The sequence below is a fragment of the Amedibacillus sp. YH-ame6 genome, assembly GCF_053848845.1.
The window spans coordinates 95,758-112,915 of the sequence record NZ_JBSPEZ010000007.1 but is presented as its reverse complement, the minus strand read 5'-3'; the positions used below and the strand labels follow the sequence as shown (position 1 = coordinate 112,915).

Below are 17,158 nucleotides of genomic sequence, written 5' to 3'. Positions count from 1 at the left end.
TTTGTCCAACTTCGTCGAAATGTTTTTCATAAAACAACCCATCTATGAAATATCCAGAAATAAAATGGTTATACTAACAAAAGCGACATTGGAAAAACATATACTGAGGAATGATAAGGATGGTGATGATATGAAGTATCGCATGAATAAACAAGTGAGCGCAATCATGGATTGTGCAAAACAAGAAGCCAAAGACATGGGAAACAACTATATCGGCAGTGAACACTTACTGCTAGCGATATTAAAAGATAGCAGCACGCCTTTATCCAAAATGTTATCTTCACAAGGGATGTACTACTTTCAATTGAAAGAGGATCTTATGGTGTTGTTTGGATTAAAGGATCAAAATGTAGAAGAAATACAAGTCACGCAAGTAGTGGATAGTATTTTAGAAAGTGCTATGATGAAAGCAAATCAAAAACAAACGAAGCAAATGGATGTGGAATGTTTGTCTTTGGCTTTGTTGCATACGACAAGCTGTGTGGCAACAGAAATCCTTCATCGTTATGATATTGATGAAGATATCTTACTGATGCAATTGGAGAATGGCTCTATGCATGAACTTGATAAATTAGGAGAACTACGTAATTTAAATGTATGTGGTAGTAATGTAGATATTGTAGGAAGAGATGATGAATTGAATTTCATGATCTCTATTTTATCGCGCAAGGATAAAGCAAATCCCTTGTTAATTGGAGAACCAGGAGTTGGAAAAACAGCATTAGTAGAAAAATTAGCAGGTATGATTCAACAAGGAAAAGTACCTTCTTTAGCAAATGCAATCTTATATGAATTGCATTTGAACTCTTTGGTAGCTGGCACAAAGTATCGTGGAGATTTTGAAGAGAAGCTTCAAAATATTATCAAGCTATTACAAAAATATCCTAATGTCATCTTATTTATCGATGAGATTCATCAGATGATAGGAGCAGGAAAATCTGAAGGTTCCATCGATGTATCAAGTGTTTTGAAACCTTATCTTGCAAGAGGTATTATCAAATGTATTGGCGCTACAACGATTGAAGAGTATGAGAAATACATTGAAAAAGATCGGGCATTGGAACGTCGTTTTCAAGTGATTACAATCAAAGAGCCTAGCAAAGAAGAAACTGTAGAAATGTTAAAGGCAAAAATAAAAGAATATGAAGAGTTCCATTTGGTACAGATACCAAAGGATATGATATCGACAATTGTACAATATTGTGAATATTATATTCCTGCACGAAAATTCCCAGACAAAGCCATTGATGTTTTAGATTTGGCTTGTGTGGGAGCGAAACGTTCTCATAAACAATTCATAGATGAAGAGATTGTGAAAGATGTTATTGAAAAATTAACTGCGATACCTATCGCATCTCGAAATCGTTTGGATGAATTAAGACATCAATTAGAAAAGAATATGGTAGGACAAAGGGATGTTATACGAAAGGTAATTCATCAATTGGAATGGATTGAACAAGGAGTCATATCGAACCGACCTTTAGGAGTGTGGCTTTTCCTGGGAAATCATGGGGTAGGTAAGAATACATTGATTGATATATTCAATCATAACTATCTAAACCAAGGAGATGTTGTGCTGTTTGATATGGCATCATTTGAAAAGAATATTGAACACAATTTATCAAAGCTACGTAGAAATCCATATACCATCATATCCATTACCAACTTACACATGGCTAATGAGGGAATGTTACAGTTTTTAAGACAGTCGATTCAAAAAGGATATATTGAACGAGATATTTATAAAATTGATTTACGTCATTCCATTATGATTATGCAAGGAGATTTCCCGATATCCAAACATAACTCTTTACGATTTGATGAAGAAACTCGTCCATATGAACAAATAGAAAGGGCTCTTGGAAAATCGTTTGTGGAGATCTTTGATGAAATTTTCATGTTTCGTGATTTAGAACCTAAAGAGAAAGTATCGGTTGTACAAGGCATGTTGAAGAAATGGAATAAAACAATGGAAGAGACTGCCATCATGGAAGCAATTGAAACAAGTCCAACATTGGAAGCCGCAACGAAGAAGTTAAAACAGAAAATAGTAAAGGCTTAATTAAAATGAAATTTACGAGGAGTCCTGATAAGGGCTTCTTGTTGTTTTATGGAAATCTTTTATTCAGTGATACATAAAGGTTAATCTGAGATATAATAGTATGAGATAAAGAGAGGGAATTGGTATGAGTGAAAAAGATAATTTAATAGCGATAATGGATGCTATACATACTACAGAAATGGGAGAAGAGCGTATCAAGAGAAACTTAGGTGTTTGTGTTGAGGATGTTGTTTCATGGTGTAAACAACAAATAAGCAAGGAGTCTTGTGACGTCGTTAGAAAAGGTAAGAATTGGTATGCGACTTTAGGAGAGTATGTTTTTACGATCAATGTCCATAGTTATACCATTATAACTGCACATAAACATAAAAGATAACTCATATTGTACCTCAAGAAGTGAAAGTACATAAATTGGTAGTGAATGATCAAATGATAGATGATTTACTACTTTTTTTGTAGATTCAAATAATTTATTCTATGAAAAATATAGAACCATTGATTGAACAATAAAATCAAGATACACATTTTTTATCATTCTAAATCCATACTAAGTTTGCATATGTATATCAAATAGACTTTTAAGTGAAACTGCATGCATTCGAAAGTCATGAATGTTTCCAATGGGCATTTCTATGGGTTTGTGGTACAATTGGAAAAGAAAGTGTGGTGGTAAATATGCATCCAGAACCCAAACAAACATCATTGAATCAAACACAAGAGGATCATTTACCACCGTCGATGTGCTAGATCCTCCTATTAAAGGAGAGACCATATGAAGAGAATAGTTACAAAAGAAGAATTGCTTGATTTGTTTTTGCATGGAAGCGCGCAAGATATTAAGGACACCATTGATACCATACATCCTGCAGATATCTTGGACCTTTTGCATGCGCATAAAGAAGATGCGGATAAGATTTTAGGTCGTTTGCCAGATGATGTTTTAGCAGATGTAGTCGAAGAAGAAGATGACGAAGATAAGTATGAATTATTGAAACAACTATCGGATGCTCGTCAAAAAAATATATTGGATGAAATGTCGAGTGATGAAATCACAGATTTGATTGGAGAATTAGAAGAAGACGAAGTTGCAGAAGTCCTTGAAAAAATGGACTATGAAGATCAGTTGGATGTTCGAAAATTGATGAGTTTTGAGCCTGAAAGTGCCGGCGGTATCATGACAACAGAGTTCATCAAAATATTCGCAAAAAATACAGTAAAAGAAACGTTAAATTATTTACAGAAAAATACCGATCGAGAGACAAGCTATTATCTATATGTTGTGGATAACACAGATGTATTGAAGGGTGTTGTTTCTCTGCGTGATATTGTTACAAGTTCTTTTGATACACCAATGATGGAAATTACCAATCCCAATGTTATCACCTTGCATTATAGTGAGGACCAGGAAGAAGTTGCTCATAAATTTGAAAAGTATGGGTTCATCTTAATGCCTGTTGTGGATGATGAAAATCATATGTTGGGAATTGTAGAATTCGATGATATCATCGATATCATTCAAGAAGAGAATACAGAAGATATTCACCATTTAGGTGGGGTTAATAAAGAAGAACGTGTAGATTCTACAACACAAGAATCCTTTAAAAGTCGTATTCCTTGGTTAATTGTAAATTTATTTACTGCTGTACTAGCAGCCGCAACGGTGAGTTTGTTTGAAAGTACCATTGCACAATATGTTGCGTTAGCTACCATTATGCCAATTATTACAGGTATGGGTGGTAATGCCGGAACACAAACATTGACCATTGTTGTTCGAGGGATTTCTTTGGGAGATTTGACCAAAGAGAATGCGATGAGAATTTTGTTTAAGGAGTTTGCGGTTGGAATTTTAAGTGGACTTGTGATCGGACTATTGGTTGCGGGAGGCGCATTGTTAATGGAGAGCAATCCAATCTTTGGAGCGGTTGCGGGTATTGCGATGTTACTCAATATGATATTAGCAAATCTTGCGGGTTATTTTATTCCAATTATCCTTGAAAAGTTCCATGTAGACCCTGCCTTAGCAAGTGCAGTGTTTGTAACTACAGTGACCGATGTTATGGGATTTTTCTTATTCTTAGGTTTAGCAACCATGGTGTTGCCATATATCATTTAGGAGGTGTATGAATGAAAGCACTTATTACAGGAGCAAGTAGTGGAATTGGCCGAGATATGGCGAAAGAGTTAGCGAAACGAGGATGTGATCTTGTGTTGGTCGCAAGACGTGGAGATCGTTTACAGAAATTGAAAGAAGAATTATCCGTTGAAGTCGATGTGATTGTTGCGGATTTAAGTAAGGAACAGCAGTGTCGTGCAGTATATGAACGAGTGAAATATGATGGTGTGGATATTTTAATCAATAATGCTGGATTTGGTGATTTTGGAGAATTTGATACAACCGATTTAGATAAAGAATTACAGATGATTCGCACCAATATAGAAGCGGTTCATATTCTAACTAAGTTATTTCTGAAGGATTTTGTGAAGAATGATAAAGGGATGATCTTGAATGTTGCTTCTTCTGCGGCATTTTTGCCTGGTCCTTTAATGGCGACTTATTACGCAACCAAAAGTTATGTATTGCGATTGAGTATGGGGATTCATAAAGAACTTAAGAAAAAAGGTAGTATGGTTTCTATTTCTGTGTTATGTCCAGGACCTGTAAGAACGGAGTTTGATAAAATCGCGAACGTTAAGTTTATGATGCGCGGGAAAAAAAGCAAACGTGTTGCGAAAGATGCTTTAGAGGGTATGATGAACCGAAAACTTTTAATTATTCCAGGAGTTTTAATGAAGGCATCTTATTTTCTAACGAAGTTTATGCCGAATGAAGTGTTGATGGAATGTAGTTATCATATACAACATCGTAAGAATAAATAAACAGGAACTGTAACGAACGTTACAATTCCTGTTTTTCAAGTTTAGATGTACAATGTGGACAACGAGTTGCCTCTATTGGAATTTCACTTTTACAAAATTCACATTGTTTTGTGGTTGGTGCTGCTTCTACAATGTCTTCCTTTTTCACACGGCTGGCAAGCGTGTTCATAGTTTTTACCATCGCAAAGATAACAAATGCCATGATTAAAAAGTTAATGACTTCTGTTAGGAAGGTACCATAATTTAAAGTGGATGCGCCTGCTTTTTGTGCTTCTGCAATGGTTGCGTAAGTATTTCCGTCAAGCGCAATAAACCAATTGGTAAAATTAATGCCACCAGTAATCATGGTGATAATAGGCATGATTACATCATTCACTAAAGAACTTATGATTTTTTGAAATGCCCCACCGATGATGACACCAACCGCTAAGTCAAGAACATTTCCACGCATGATAAACGTTTTAAATTCATTTAAAATATGTTTCATGATATCCCTCTTTTCTACGTCATTATTTTAACATAATTCTATCTAGGAATTACAATCTATGGTAAAATAAACTATATATACATTCTTTTATTACATATGAAGATATGGGGTGTTAATTTGAAAAAGAAAATATCAAAGAATATTCTTACCTTTATACTATTCATATCTATATCCGCAGTAGCAATTGTGGGAGGCTCTTTTTACTTCATTCATGGGACAAATGAAGATGTGAGTGCTTTAAATAAAAATTTTCTAAGTGAAATTGCTTCTCAAAATGCAAGTATTATGCAGAAAACAGTACAAATACATTTGGATAAGTTAGCTGCTATATCCAATGTGATTGGTAAGGAAGATGAATTCTCAATTGATTTTGCGATTGATATATTACAATCAGAAAGTTCTCGTTCTTCATTTAAACGTATGGGATACGCAGATTTACAAGGGAATGCGGTTACCACCGATGGACAAGAATTTAGTATTGCGAATAGGGAATACTTTAACAAAGCTATTCAAGGAAACGATAGTGTAAGTGATCGCCTAACAGATAAAGTAGGTGGGGCTTATATCAATGTGTATGCTGTTCCTTTTTATCAAAAAGGTGAAATAGCGGGAGTTATATTTGCGACCAATCGTAATGATGATTTTATTGAAATATTGAGTTCTAAGACATTTGGAGGAGAGGGATTCTCTTATGTTATTAAGAAGGATGGATCTCCGATTGCATACCCTAGTGATGTAAATGATTCATCATCTGATTTAACAGATTTATTTGATGAAATTGATGCTTCACAAGATGGAAAAGAAAAGGTTAGTGCCATCAAAGAACAGATGAAGCATGATGAAGAAGGATTTGTTTCTTATACATGGAATGATGTAGAGCGTCTTGGTGCATACTGTAAAATAGGAATTGAGGATTGGTATGCAGTTACCTTGGTACCTAAAGCAGTTATTACTAGATATACCGACCGTATTGTAATAAGAAATATAGGAATCGTTGTGTTAACTGCGATTACATTTATTCTATTACTCATATTCATTATTTTACAGAATCGTAAGAGTCAAAAAAATCTTATGAAGATTGCATATGAAGATGAATTGACGGGTTGTTCGAATCTTAATGCATTTAAGTATATTGCGCAACGTTTATTGAATGAACGCAAAACTATTTCGTATATCTGTGTGAAGTTTGATATTGAAAACTTTAAGTTTATCAATGATCGTTTGGGGTTTCATACAGGAGATGCCGTATTAAAAAATATTTCTGATGTATTACATGAAATTTTGGATATGAATAAAGAAGCATATGCACGTATTAGTGCAGATGAATTTATTGTGATGATGCAAGATAAACATGAGAATTTTCTAGCGGAGATTCGTCAAAAATTCGTAGATAACTTTAATCGATTGATGGGCTCTGATTTTGATCATTTGATACGTTTCCATTCAGGTGTTTATATTGTAGATAGCGAAGAAAAAGATATTTTCAGTATCTATGAAAAAGTAAATTATGCTCATCGTCAATCAAAAAGCTTAGTGGCAAATAGTGATATTGTTGAGTTTTATTATGATGACGCAGTACGAGTGGAGGCAAAACGGAGAATTGAAATCAAAGACTCTATGGCAAAAGCATTCGACCATGAAGAATTTGAAGTGCACATACAACCGAAGTATCGTTTGAAGGATGAGCTTATTTCTGGAGGAGAAGCGCTCGTTCGTTGGCGTCAAAAAGATGGAAGCCTATTATTTCCAGGATCCTTTATACCATTATTTGAAGAGAATGGTTTTATCATCAAGCTAGATTTATATATGTTTGAACATGTATGTAAAATCATTCAAAGCTGGATTTCACAAGATTTACCACTCGTATGCATATCTGTGAACTTTTCAAGATTACACTTGTACAATGCGAACTTTATAGGAGATTTAGTTGATATCGCAAATCGATATCAAGTCCCAAGAGAGTACATCGAATTGGAATTAACGGAAACTATCTTCTTTGAAAATGAAGGTTTATTAGTAGATGTTCTTACGAAGGCTCATGATGCGGGATTTAGTGTATCCATGGATGACTTTGGAAGTGGATATTCATCACTTGGTTTACTAAAAAATATTGATGTCGATGTAATTAAAGTTGATCGTAATTTCTTTGTGGATGATATTTACAAAGAACGTACAAAAATTGTTGTGGAAAATGTTATGGAAATGGCGAAAAAACTAGGTATTCATACATTGGCGGAAGGAATCGAGAAAAAAGAACATATCGATATGTTAAAGGATTTCGGATGTGATTATGTGCAAGGGTATTATTATGCAAAACCAATGCCAGTGAGTGAGTTTGAAGAACGTTTGAAACAAGAAATAGGAAAGGGTGGAAACGCATGAAGTATAGTGCATTGATAGTTGCGGCAGGTAGTGGAAGCCGTATGGGTCTTGGATATAATAAACTTTTGTATACCTTTGATAGTGGAGAAACCATTATTGAAAAAACGGTATCAATCTTCTTAAAAGATGCACAGTGTACACAAATCGTGCTAGTGATAAGTGAAGAAGATAGGGAAGTATTTAAGAAACTATTTCCTCAGGAAGACATCGTCTTTACCATTGGTGGAGATACACGTCAAGAATCTGTATATAACGGTTTAAAGGAAGTTAAAGAAGAACATGTTATGATTCATGATGGTGCGCGTCCTTGGTTATCACAAGAGTGTATGAATCGTATTTTGGATGAACTTTCTATACACAAAGCATGTTTGTTAATGGTTCCTGTAAAAGATACCATTAAGGAAGTAGTGAATGGGAAAGTGGTTCAAACGTTTGAAAGAAGCAATCTTAGACAAGCACAAACACCACAAGCATTTGAAACCAAGCTCATTATAGAGAGCTATGAAAAAGCAATGCGAGAAGGTGTTGTTGCGAGTGATGATGCACAAGTTGTGGAACTTTGTAGTGATGAAATTGTACATGAAGTAGAAGGAAGTTATGAGAATTTAAAAGTAACGACCATAGAAGATATTCGTTCATAGAAAAACTCTGCGCTGGCAGAGTTTTTTGTATGTAGGAGTGTTTGCTTATCGTTCGATACGTGATAATGCATTTAGTGTAACTGTTTTTACACCCGCATCTTGTATCGCCAATAATTCTTCTTCATCCGCTAGTACATCTGTGATTAAGTAATCAAACGATTGGATGTTACCACTGATAAAGCTGTGTTCATTTTTTATCTTTGTATGATCGGCTAATATAAACGTTTCACCAAGACAACGGTTGATCATCATTTCATTGATGGCCACTTCTTGTAAGATTGCGGTTGTCATTCCAGAATGTAATGAAAACCCACTGCATCCTAAAAATGCTTTTGTGGCAGAAACACGATTCAAGTTGTTAAGTGCTAAATCACCAACCATACTTTCTTTAGGATTACGTAGTTCTCCACCAGTTAAGCAAATACTTAACAAAGGGTCATGATCCATAAAGATCGCTTTTCCATTATTGGTAATAACGGTGACTCGTTTATTCTTGATATAAGGAATGATTAATAAAGCAGTAGAACTTGTGTTGATAAAAATAGTATCACCATCCTGTACGTATTGTGCCGCATATTTTGCGATGGCATGTTTGTACAATTCGTTAGACATTGTTGGATCATCGATATTAACAAAGCTTTGAATTAGCTTTGCGCCTCCATAGAAACGTTCGACTGCACCTTTTTCTTCCCAATATTGTAAGTCTCTACGTATGGTTAAGGCGGATACATGTAATTGTTGTGCAAGGTCATCCACAAGGGCTTTTCCTTTGGATTGAATCTCTCTCATAATCGTATCCCTACGTTCATCTACGATGGCTTTGTTCATTTTCATAATAACACCTCAAATCTTCTCTAGTAGTTTAAGCGCTTCTTTTTTATAGGTTAGTTGATTACTTAATTGTAAAACTTTTTCTAGCATTTGGCGAGCATTTTTATGATCTTCTACTGCGATATATGCGCGTGCATATTCTAAATAGAACTGTGATAGTTCTCGATGATTAAAGTTTTGGGTATGTACATCATGAAAACAATGAAGACTTTTCTTATAATCTTTTGTGCTTAAATAGTAGAGTGCGTCAATGAATTCCCAACTATATAAAGGATTCACTTTTGTACCTTTTATTTTCGCGCCACGAACTTTGATCACTTCTTGGTAATATTTTTTCACTTGTGTACGATTTCCTTTTCGATAATTTGATAAGAAGTATGTATAATTACGAATCAATAAATAATCAAGGGAAGAACGAAACATGTTGTCATGATCTTCTAGTATAGATAAGCAGGTGTCTGGTTGGTTGATATCTTGATAGTATAAGGTATCAAAGATATATAGAGGATTCTTATAATTTTTAAGAATGTCTTTTTTCTTTAATAGATTATAATAATGTCTTGCTTTTGCATGATCGCATTCCATCGTTAAGGAAGCTATCATATGTTGATATAAATATCGTAGATATTCTGCCCATAAGGCAGCTCCCATAAAAAATAGTAACAATATCAAATAGGCAACCTTGCCTTCAGCTGAAGGCTCAAGAACTAATTTGTATAATGTATATACTGTAAATATAATATAAATGGCATACATAATGTATTTGCGAGCTGGCTCGCTTAGGCGAAAACGATTAAGAAACTTCATAGTTATCACTCCTTTATATCGTCATTATATGATTGTTTAACTGTAATGTCAATATAAACATTCATATAAACAATCATATAATAAAATGACTATCGCTTACAAATGATTAAATATTCATAAAATATGTAAATTGTTCATAAAATGCTATTGCCAATAGAACGTTTAATAATTATGATATAGGTGTACAAAGTGCTTGGCCAAATGCATGCATGTAAATAACGACAACAATGGAGGATAAAAACATATGAGTCAAATTGACAATATCACAAGAGAAAAATGGATACTAGGTGCTTTCCCAGAATGGGGTACTTGGTTAAATGAAGAAATCGATCAAGAAGTTGTAGAAAAAGGGACTTTCGCAATGTGGTGGATTGGTTGTACTGGGTTATGGATTAAAACAGAAAACAATACGAACATCTCTATCGATTTATGGTTTGGAAATGGAAAACGTTCAAAGAAAACAAAAGAAATGGATCAATTCCATCAAATGAGAAATATGACAGGTGGAAGAATGACACAACCAAACTTACGTGCAGCACCTATTGTGTACGATCCATTTGCGGTAACAAGCGTAGACGCTGTATTATCTACACATTATCACAACGATCATATTGATCCATATTATGCAGCAGCTGTTATGAAAAACTGTGAAGATAAAGTTCCATTTATTGGACCAGCAAAAAGTGTTGAAAAATGGTTGAGCTATGGTGTTCCAGCAGAACGTTGTATCACTGTAAAACCAGGGGATGTCATCAAAGTAAAAGATACAGAAATTATCGTAGTAGATAGTTTCGATCGTACTTGTTTAGTAACGAATGATGTCGATGTTCGCGGTGTATGCCCAACTGATATGGATGAAAAAGCAGTAAACTATATCATTAAGACACCAGCAGGAAGTGTTTACCATAGTGGTGATTCTCATTATTCCACATATTATGCAAAACATGGAAAAGATTATGATATTGATATTGCCTTAGGTTCTTATGGAGAAAACCCTGCAGGAAATCAAGATAAAATGACATCTGTAGATATCCTTCGTATGGCAGAAGCATTAAACTGTAAAGTTGTAATTCCATTCCATTATGATGTATGGACAAACTTCAAAGCAGATCCACAAGAAATCAACATGTTATATGAATACAAGAAAGATGTATTACAGTATCAATTTCACCCATTCATTTGGGATGTAGGAGGAAAGTATGTTTGGCCTACAGATAAAGACAAACGTCAATTCCATTATCGTAGAGGATTTGAAGATTGCTTTAGCGATGAACCAAACGTTCCATTCCGTTCTATTTTATAGGAGAATGATATGTTAAAGGAAATAATTGAAAAAGGACATTACACATTTGAACAACATTTTGATCATTGGGAAGATGCAATTCGAGCAAGTTATCAACCTTTATTAAAGGATGGTACGGTGGAGGACGAATACATCGATGCAGTCATTAAGTGTGTAAATACCTACGGTCCATATATTGTGATAGCACCAAATATTGCGATGCCACATTCAACCGAAGGGGCTGTTGGGTGCAATGGTACGGCAATTAGCTTTATGAAAGTTCATGACGAAGTAGATTTTGATCCAAGTGATCCAGATAAGAAAGCAAGACTCTTCTTCTCTTTAGCTGCGATTGATCATGAAAAACATATCGAAAATATTTCACAATTGATGGAAACATTAATGAATGAGGAGATAGTGGAAGCACTATTACAAGCAGAAACGAAAGAAGAGTTTATGAAAATTGCGGATGATTTCGAATCATAAGCAAAGAGAGGATATAATTTTATGGGAGCAATTTTAGACTTTATATTAGGCATATGGAGTTTCTTCGCAACAAACATCCTAACGCAACCAGCATATTTTATTGGATTAATGGTACTTGTTGGTTATATGTTGTTAAGAAAGCCACTATACGAAGCACTTGCAGGATTTATTAAAGCAACCGTTGGATACTTAATCTTATCCGTTGGTTCTGGAGGGTTAGTAAATAACTTCCGTCCTATCTTGGTTGGTTTAAAAGATAGATTTGATTTAGATGCTATGGTAATCGATCCATACTTTGGACAAAATGCGGTTACTTCTGGATTGGATGAAATGTTCAAACGAACATTCTCACAAGTAATGATCTTATTATTAGTTGCGTTCATTATGAACTTAATTCTAGTTCGTTTAAAGAAATGGACAAAACTACGTGCAGTATTTACAACAGGACATGTTCAAATGCAACAAGCATCCACAGCGTTCTGGTTAATTCTATTCTGTTTCCCTAGTATGGGAGATACACCAATTCTTATCGTTATGGGATTGATTTTAGGATTGTATTGGGCAGTTGGTTCTAACTTAACAGTTGAAATTACACAGGAACTTACCGAAGGTGGTGGATTCTGTATCGCCCATCAACAAATGTTTGGTATTGCGATTTTTGGAAAAATAGCAGAAAAGATGAAAACAAAATCATCAAGAAGATTAGATGATATTAAATTCCCAGGGTTCTTATCTATCTTTAATGAGAACATGGTAGCTACTTCTGTATTGATGTTTATCTTCTTCGGTGCCATCTTGATGGTACTAGGAAAAGATTATTTGGTAACTATGGAATTTATGAAAGCGACTGATAATTTCTTCTTCTACATTATGACAACATCACTAAACTTTGCAGTTTATTTAGCAATTCTGCAGTTGGGTGTACGTACCTTCGTTACGGAATTAACAAATTCTTTCCAAGGTATCTCTAGTACTTTCTTACCTGGTGCAGTTCCAGGAATCGATTGTGCAGCGGTCTTTGGATTTGGTAGTGCGAATGCAGTTACAGTAGGATTCTTAATGGGTGCTTTAGGACAGTTCTTAGCCATTATGGTATTGTTACTGATGAAATCACCAACACTTGTTATTGCAGGGTTTGTGCCAGTCTTCTTCGATAACGCCGTAATTGCGACATATGCAGATAATCGAGGCGGTATTAAAGCGGCAGTTATTCTACCATTCATTTCTGGTTTGATCCAAGTATTTGGATCTGCGTTGATTGCTGGATGGGTTGGACTTGCGGCATACGGAGGATACCTAGGTATGTTTGACTGGGCAACTGTATGGCCAATGTTTACAGTCATTATGAAATTTGCAGGATACTTCGGTATTGCAATCGTTATCTTGATTCTACTTGCAATTCCACAGATTCAATATCGTAAACATCCAGATACATACTTCTTAATCGCAGAAGATTACGAAGAATACTTAAAGAAAATGGAAGCACAAAAGGCAACGAGTGCCTAGCATAGAGGAGATCATAATATGGCAGGAAAATTAAAAATAATGGTTTGTTGTGGCAATGGAGCTGGAACAAGCATGATGATAAAATTGAACGTCGATAAGGTTGTGAAAAAGATGGGTCTTGAAGTACAAGATATCCATCACTGCGCAATCTCAGAGGGTAAATCGGCAGCAGGACAATATGACATTGTATTATGCTCAAAGAACTTTGTACCAATGTTTGAAGATGCACAGAAAAAAGGCACAAAGATTGTAGGGCTAAAAAATGTAATGTCCGCAAAAGAAATCGAAGAAGGGCTGACAGCAGCACTTGAAAAATAAGTAAAAGCTGCCAAGCGCAGCTTTTCTTTTACCCAATCGTAAGAGGAAAGGAATGTAATATGAATATCGAAAAACGTACATTGGCTGAAATAAAACGTTGTTATTGTGCGAGTAGTTTGCCAATCAATCATACAAATCATATCGTCTTCGCAAGTGAAGACCCTAATGTTGGATGTAAGATGTTTGCTCTCGATACACTAACCTATGAAGAGACAATTTGGAAAGAAGCTGGAGGATGTATGTCCATTATAGCGATTCCAGGAAAAGAAAATGAATTTCTTGCAGTACAAGAGTTTTATTTAAAAGTATCCCCATCTTTAGCAAAGATTGTATGGGGAAAATATGGCAAGGATGGCTTTGAAATTAAAGATGTACTAGCTATGCCATATATTCATAGATTTGATATTTATCATGCAAATGGTGTGAATTATTTCATTGGCGCAACCATTGCGACTTCTAAAGAGAGTAAAGATGATTGGAGTGTACCAGGTAGAATTTATGTAGCACAATTACCAGAAGACTTATCCAAAGGGATTGAAGTAGAAGTATTGGTAGATGGTTTATATCGCAATCATGGGTATTGGAAAGATATGGATGAAAACTGTGGTTATTTTGGAAGTGATCAAGGGATTTTAAAAGTCATGCCTCCAAAAGAACTTGGTGGACAATGGCGTGTTGAGAGTGTATTACAAGGAGAAATCGGAGAGATTGCAACAGTGGATATTGATGGAGATGGAAACAAAGAAATCATGACCATTGAACCATTCCATGGAAATACAATCAAAATTTATAAGAAAGTAAATGGTAAATATACTCCAGTGTATACATATGAGAATGAAATTGATTTTGCACATACCTTAGTAGGTGGAACATTAGGTGGAACACCAACCTTTATTGCGGGTGTACGTCGATGTGATGCGGAATTGTTTTATGTGCAATACAAAGATGGGAAATATGTTAGCACGTGTATTGAAAAGGGTGTTGGCCCTGCCAATATCGCTTTAATCAATGAAGAACATCGAGATGTTATCGTTGCGGCTAATCATACAAAAAATGAGGCAGCGGTATACATCGTTACGAAGGAGGGCTAATATGTTAGAAGAACTAAAAAAACAAGTGTTTGAAGCAAACTTATTATTGCCGAAATATGGATTGATTACATTTACTTGGGGAAATGTCTCTGGAATCGACAGAGAAAAGGGAATCGTTGCGATCAAACCAAGTGGTGTGGAATACGATCATATGAGTGTAGAAGATATTGTCTTATGTGATTTGGATGGAAACGTAGTAGAAGGAAAACTAAAACCTAGCAGTGATTTAATGACACATCTTGCGTTCTATAAAAATTTTCCAAACATCAAAGGAGCCGTACATACACATTCACGTTGGGCTACTTCATTCGCACAAGCAGGAAAAGCAATTCCAGCGCTTGGTACTACACAAGCAGATTATTTCTATGGGGATATTCCTTGTACACGTTGCATGAGTCCTTTGGAAATACAAGGTGAGTATGAACTAGAAACAGGAAATGTCATTGTGGAGACATTTCAAAGTAAGAATATCAATCCCGATGAAATGCCAGGGGTGTTAGTTCATAGTCATGGACCATTCTCATGGGGAAAAGATCCTTTTGATGCAGTGCATAATGCAGTCGTAATGGAAGAGTGTGCAGCTATGGCATTTGCTTCTTTACAACTTCAAAAGGATGACAACAAACATATGCAACAAGAATTATTGGATAAACACTTTAAGCGTAAACATGGGCCAGGTGCATATTATGGACAGGGATGATAAGATTTACGCGTTAGGGCAATATGAAAAATCAATGCCAAGTGATCTCACATGGTTAGAAAAACTAACGTTATGCAAAGAGTTTGGGTTTGACTATTTAGAAATGAGCATCGATGAAACAGATGAAAAATTAGCGCGTTTAGATTACACAAAGAAACAGCGTGAAGAAATCTTAGACGCAATGTCTTTGAGTGGTGTTCGTATTCAGTCTATGTGTTTGAGTGGGCATCGTAAATATCCATTAGGACATCCTGATGTAGCTATGCAAAAGAAGGCTCTTGAAATCATGGAGAAAGCTGTTCAATTAGCATGCGACTTAGGAATACGTATCATACAATTAGCAGGATATGATGTATATTATGAAGAAGGAACTACACAAACAAGAGAAATCTTCATAGAAAATCTTGCGAAAGCTGTATATATGGCGGCAGAAAAAGGTGTTCTTTTAGGATTTGAAACCATGGAAACACCCTTTATGGATACGGTTGAAAAAAGTATGTACTATGTAGAAGCATTAAACTCACCATATTTAGGCGTTTATCCAGATATAGGGAATCTGAAAAATGCTAGTTTATTATATGGTGTAAGTGTTGATGAGGATATTGAAAAAGGGGCTGGGCATATCGTTGCCTCCCATCTGAAAGAAACCATTCCAAATCATTATCGTGAGATTACATTTGGTACAGGACATAGTGAATACACAAGTAATATAGAGGTTTTAAAACAAATGGGCGTTAGAATGTTTGTAGGCGAATTTTGGTATACTGGAAACAAAGATTGGAAAGAAGTTTGTAAACATAGCGCGTCTTTCTTAAGAGATAAATTAGACGCTGTATTTTATGGATAAAAAAGAAGTGAACGTTCACAATATACGTTGTATTGTCGCAGATATGGACGGTACATTATTGAACGATGAAAAGCAATTGGATAATGGCATTAGGGATGTGATTACGCAATTGAAAGAAAAAGGAATCGTGTTTACGCTAGCATCTGGAAGAAATGTACAAATTATGAAGTCATTTATTCAAGAGCTACAAATTGATTTTGCTTATATTGTGAACAACGGAGCTTGTATTTATCGTGGTGATGAATGCTTGTTTGAACAGACAATGGAAGAAGAGGACATGGCGAAAGCATTGTCCATTTACGAAAGTGAGTCAATCTCTTATGTTGCCTATACCTCAGAAGCAATTTATGTACATGGTGCACAAGAACCTTTAGAATTGTTTTTAAACCGATTAAAGGGAAAATCAACACTACGCTATGATTGTGCTGGCGTAGAGATTGCCAAACATCATGTCTTTAAGGTTGTTGCGGTAAATGAAAATCCTTCACAGATGAAACGTGTACAAGCACGCATTCATGCGACTTGCGAAAGCTTACAATGTTTAAGGAGTGAAGATGAAATCTACACAATTACACATAAAGACACAAGCAAAGGGATCGCATTAAAACGCATTATGGAAGATGCAGGTATTGATCTAAAAGATGTACTTGTATTTGGGGATAACTTTAATGATGTATCGATGTTTCAAGTTGCGGGAATTGCAGTTGCTATGGAGAATGCCCAAAACGATGTGTTACAACATGCGGATATGATTGCCCTTGACAATAATCATCAAGGTGTCAGTCGTTTTATTAAAGAACATATACTGAAATAAAAAATGGGATACTTTGCGTATTCCATT

At 35.3% G+C, this 17,158-nt stretch carries 17 protein-coding genes; 14 read left to right on the top strand and 3 right to left on the bottom strand.

Annotated features, from left to right (window positions below; all coding sequences use genetic code 11):
* The first annotated feature begins 64 nt into the window (after positions 1-64).
* The 4 genes from ACWG0P_RS06935 to ACWG0P_RS06920 all read left to right on the top strand — a co-directional run bounded on the left by ACWG0P_RS06935 (position 65) and on the right by ACWG0P_RS06920 (position 4,939).
* The gene (locus ACWG0P_RS06935) at positions 65-2,062 is read left to right on the top strand and encodes an AAA family ATPase (protein WP_455801091.1); all 1,998 of its coding nucleotides are present in this window, start codon (positions 65-67) and stop codon (positions 2,060-2,062) included.
* Between the two features lie 124 nt (positions 2,063-2,186).
* The gene (locus ACWG0P_RS06930; protein WP_455801090.1) at positions 2,187-2,438 is read left to right on the top strand and encodes a DUF3781 domain-containing protein; all 252 of its coding nucleotides are present in this window, start codon (positions 2,187-2,189) and stop codon (positions 2,436-2,438) included.
* 396 nt (positions 2,439-2,834) lie between these two features.
* Positions 2,835-4,175: a magnesium transporter gene (gene mgtE / locus ACWG0P_RS06925; protein ID WP_455790691.1), complete on the top strand. Its 1,341-nt coding sequence runs from the start codon at positions 2,835-2,837 to the stop codon at positions 4,173-4,175.
* Between the two features lie 11 nt (positions 4,176-4,186).
* Entirely contained in the window at positions 4,187-4,939 is a 753-nt protein-coding gene (locus tag ACWG0P_RS06920; protein ID WP_455801089.1) for an SDR family NAD(P)-dependent oxidoreductase, read from the top strand.
* Positions 4,940-4,958: 19 nt separating this feature from the next.
* On the opposite strand, the gene mscL is transcribed toward ACWG0P_RS06920, so the two are convergent.
* Positions 4,959-5,426, bottom strand: coding sequence for a large conductance mechanosensitive channel protein MscL (mscL, locus tag ACWG0P_RS06915; RefSeq protein WP_455801088.1), 468 nt, complete (start codon positions 5,424-5,426; stop codon positions 4,959-4,961).
* A 117-nt stretch (positions 5,427-5,543) separates the two neighbouring features.
* Between mscL and ACWG0P_RS06910 the strand changes: the two genes are divergently transcribed.
* Complete coding sequence (locus ACWG0P_RS06910) at positions 5,544-7,808, top strand: bifunctional diguanylate cyclase/phosphodiesterase (protein WP_455801087.1); 2,265 nt, start codon at positions 5,544-5,546, stop codon at positions 7,806-7,808.
* Positions 7,805-8,449, top strand: coding sequence for a 2-C-methyl-D-erythritol 4-phosphate cytidylyltransferase (gene ispD, locus ACWG0P_RS06905; protein ID WP_455801086.1), 645 nt, complete (start codon positions 7,805-7,807; stop codon positions 8,447-8,449). The genes ACWG0P_RS06910 and ispD overlap by 4 nt, the downstream gene beginning before the upstream one ends.
* A 45-nt stretch (positions 8,450-8,494) precedes the next feature.
* Here the strand turns inward: ispD and ACWG0P_RS06900 are convergent, their stop codons facing one another.
* Complete coding sequence (locus tag ACWG0P_RS06900; RefSeq protein ID WP_455790699.1) at positions 8,495-9,283, bottom strand: DeoR/GlpR family DNA-binding transcription regulator; 789 nt, start codon at positions 9,281-9,283, stop codon at positions 8,495-8,497.
* A 9-nt stretch (positions 9,284-9,292) separates the two neighbouring features.
* The gene (locus ACWG0P_RS06895) at positions 9,293-10,087 is read right to left on the bottom strand and encodes a hypothetical protein (protein WP_455801085.1); all 795 of its coding nucleotides are present in this window, start codon (positions 10,085-10,087) and stop codon (positions 9,293-9,295) included.
* A gap of 244 nt (positions 10,088-10,331) precedes the next feature.
* On the opposite strand from ACWG0P_RS06895, the gene ulaG reads away from it, so the two are divergent.
* The 8 genes from ulaG to ACWG0P_RS06855 are packed head-to-tail and all read left to right on the top strand — an operon-like array spanning position 10,332 to position 17,131.
* Positions 10,332-11,390: an L-ascorbate 6-phosphate lactonase gene (gene ulaG, locus ACWG0P_RS06890; protein ID WP_455790701.1), complete on the top strand. Its 1,059-nt coding sequence runs from the start codon at positions 10,332-10,334 to the stop codon at positions 11,388-11,390.
* A 9-nt stretch (positions 11,391-11,399) separates the two neighbouring features.
* Entirely contained in the window at positions 11,400-11,855 is a 456-nt protein-coding gene (locus tag ACWG0P_RS06885; protein ID WP_455790702.1) for a PTS sugar transporter subunit IIA, read from the top strand.
* A gap of 21 nt (positions 11,856-11,876) precedes the next feature.
* On the top strand, positions 11,877-13,361 hold the full coding sequence (locus ACWG0P_RS06880; RefSeq protein ID WP_455790703.1) for a PTS ascorbate transporter subunit IIC: 1,485 nt from the start codon (positions 11,877-11,879) through the stop codon (positions 13,359-13,361).
* Positions 13,362-13,379: 18 nt separating this feature from the next.
* Positions 13,380-13,679: a PTS sugar transporter subunit IIB gene (locus ACWG0P_RS06875; RefSeq protein ID WP_455790705.1), complete on the top strand. Its 300-nt coding sequence runs from the start codon at positions 13,380-13,382 to the stop codon at positions 13,677-13,679.
* 59 nt (positions 13,680-13,738) lie between these two features.
* Positions 13,739-14,770, top strand: a complete 1,032-nt coding sequence (locus tag ACWG0P_RS06870; protein WP_455801084.1) for a hypothetical protein — start codon at positions 13,739-13,741, stop codon at positions 14,768-14,770.
* 1 nt (position 14,771) lies between these two features.
* Entirely contained in the window at positions 14,772-15,470 is a 699-nt protein-coding gene (locus ACWG0P_RS06865; RefSeq protein ID WP_455801083.1) for an L-ribulose-5-phosphate 4-epimerase, read from the top strand.
* Positions 15,457-16,317: an L-ribulose-5-phosphate 3-epimerase gene (locus ACWG0P_RS06860; RefSeq protein WP_455801082.1), complete on the top strand. Its 861-nt coding sequence runs from the start codon at positions 15,457-15,459 to the stop codon at positions 16,315-16,317. The genes ACWG0P_RS06865 and ACWG0P_RS06860 overlap by 14 nt, the downstream gene beginning before the upstream one ends.
* Positions 16,310-17,131: a Cof-type HAD-IIB family hydrolase gene (locus ACWG0P_RS06855; protein WP_455801081.1), complete on the top strand. Its 822-nt coding sequence runs from the start codon at positions 16,310-16,312 to the stop codon at positions 17,129-17,131. The genes ACWG0P_RS06860 and ACWG0P_RS06855 overlap by 8 nt, the downstream gene beginning before the upstream one ends.
* Positions 17,132-17,158: the final 27 nt, after the last annotated feature.

Coding starts and splice junctions, on each gene's coding strand:
- ACWG0P_RS06935 (WP_455801091.1), top strand. CDS start 65: ATGGTTATACTAACAAAAGCGACATTGGAAAAACATATACTGAGGAAT.
- ACWG0P_RS06930 (WP_455801090.1), top strand. CDS start 2,187: ATGAGTGAAAAAGATAATTTAATAGCGATAATGGATGCTATACATACT.
- mgtE (WP_455790691.1), top strand. CDS start 2,835: ATGAAGAGAATAGTTACAAAAGAAGAATTGCTTGATTTGTTTTTGCAT.
- ACWG0P_RS06920 (WP_455801089.1), top strand. CDS start 4,187: ATGAAAGCACTTATTACAGGAGCAAGTAGTGGAATTGGCCGAGATATG.
- mscL (WP_455801088.1), bottom strand. CDS start 5,426: ATGAAACATATTTTAAATGAATTTAAAACGTTTATCATGCGTGGAAAT.
- ispD (WP_455801086.1), top strand. CDS start 7,805: ATGAAGTATAGTGCATTGATAGTTGCGGCAGGTAGTGGAAGCCGTATG.
- ACWG0P_RS06900 (WP_455790699.1), bottom strand. CDS start 9,283: ATGAAAATGAACAAAGCCATCGTAGATGAACGTAGGGATACGATTATG.
- ACWG0P_RS06895 (WP_455801085.1), bottom strand. CDS start 10,087: ATGAAGTTTCTTAATCGTTTTCGCCTAAGCGAGCCAGCTCGCAAATAC.
- ulaG (WP_455790701.1), top strand. CDS start 10,332: ATGAGTCAAATTGACAATATCACAAGAGAAAAATGGATACTAGGTGCT.
- ACWG0P_RS06885 (WP_455790702.1), top strand. CDS start 11,400: ATGTTAAAGGAAATAATTGAAAAAGGACATTACACATTTGAACAACAT.
- ACWG0P_RS06880 (WP_455790703.1), top strand. CDS start 11,877: ATGGGAGCAATTTTAGACTTTATATTAGGCATATGGAGTTTCTTCGCA.
- ACWG0P_RS06875 (WP_455790705.1), top strand. CDS start 13,380: ATGGCAGGAAAATTAAAAATAATGGTTTGTTGTGGCAATGGAGCTGGA.
- ACWG0P_RS06870 (WP_455801084.1), top strand. CDS start 13,739: ATGAATATCGAAAAACGTACATTGGCTGAAATAAAACGTTGTTATTGT.
- ACWG0P_RS06865 (WP_455801083.1), top strand. CDS start 14,772: ATGTTAGAAGAACTAAAAAAACAAGTGTTTGAAGCAAACTTATTATTG.
- ACWG0P_RS06860 (WP_455801082.1), top strand. CDS start 15,457: ATGGACAGGGATGATAAGATTTACGCGTTAGGGCAATATGAAAAATCA.
- ACWG0P_RS06855 (WP_455801081.1), top strand. CDS start 16,310: ATGGATAAAAAAGAAGTGAACGTTCACAATATACGTTGTATTGTCGCA.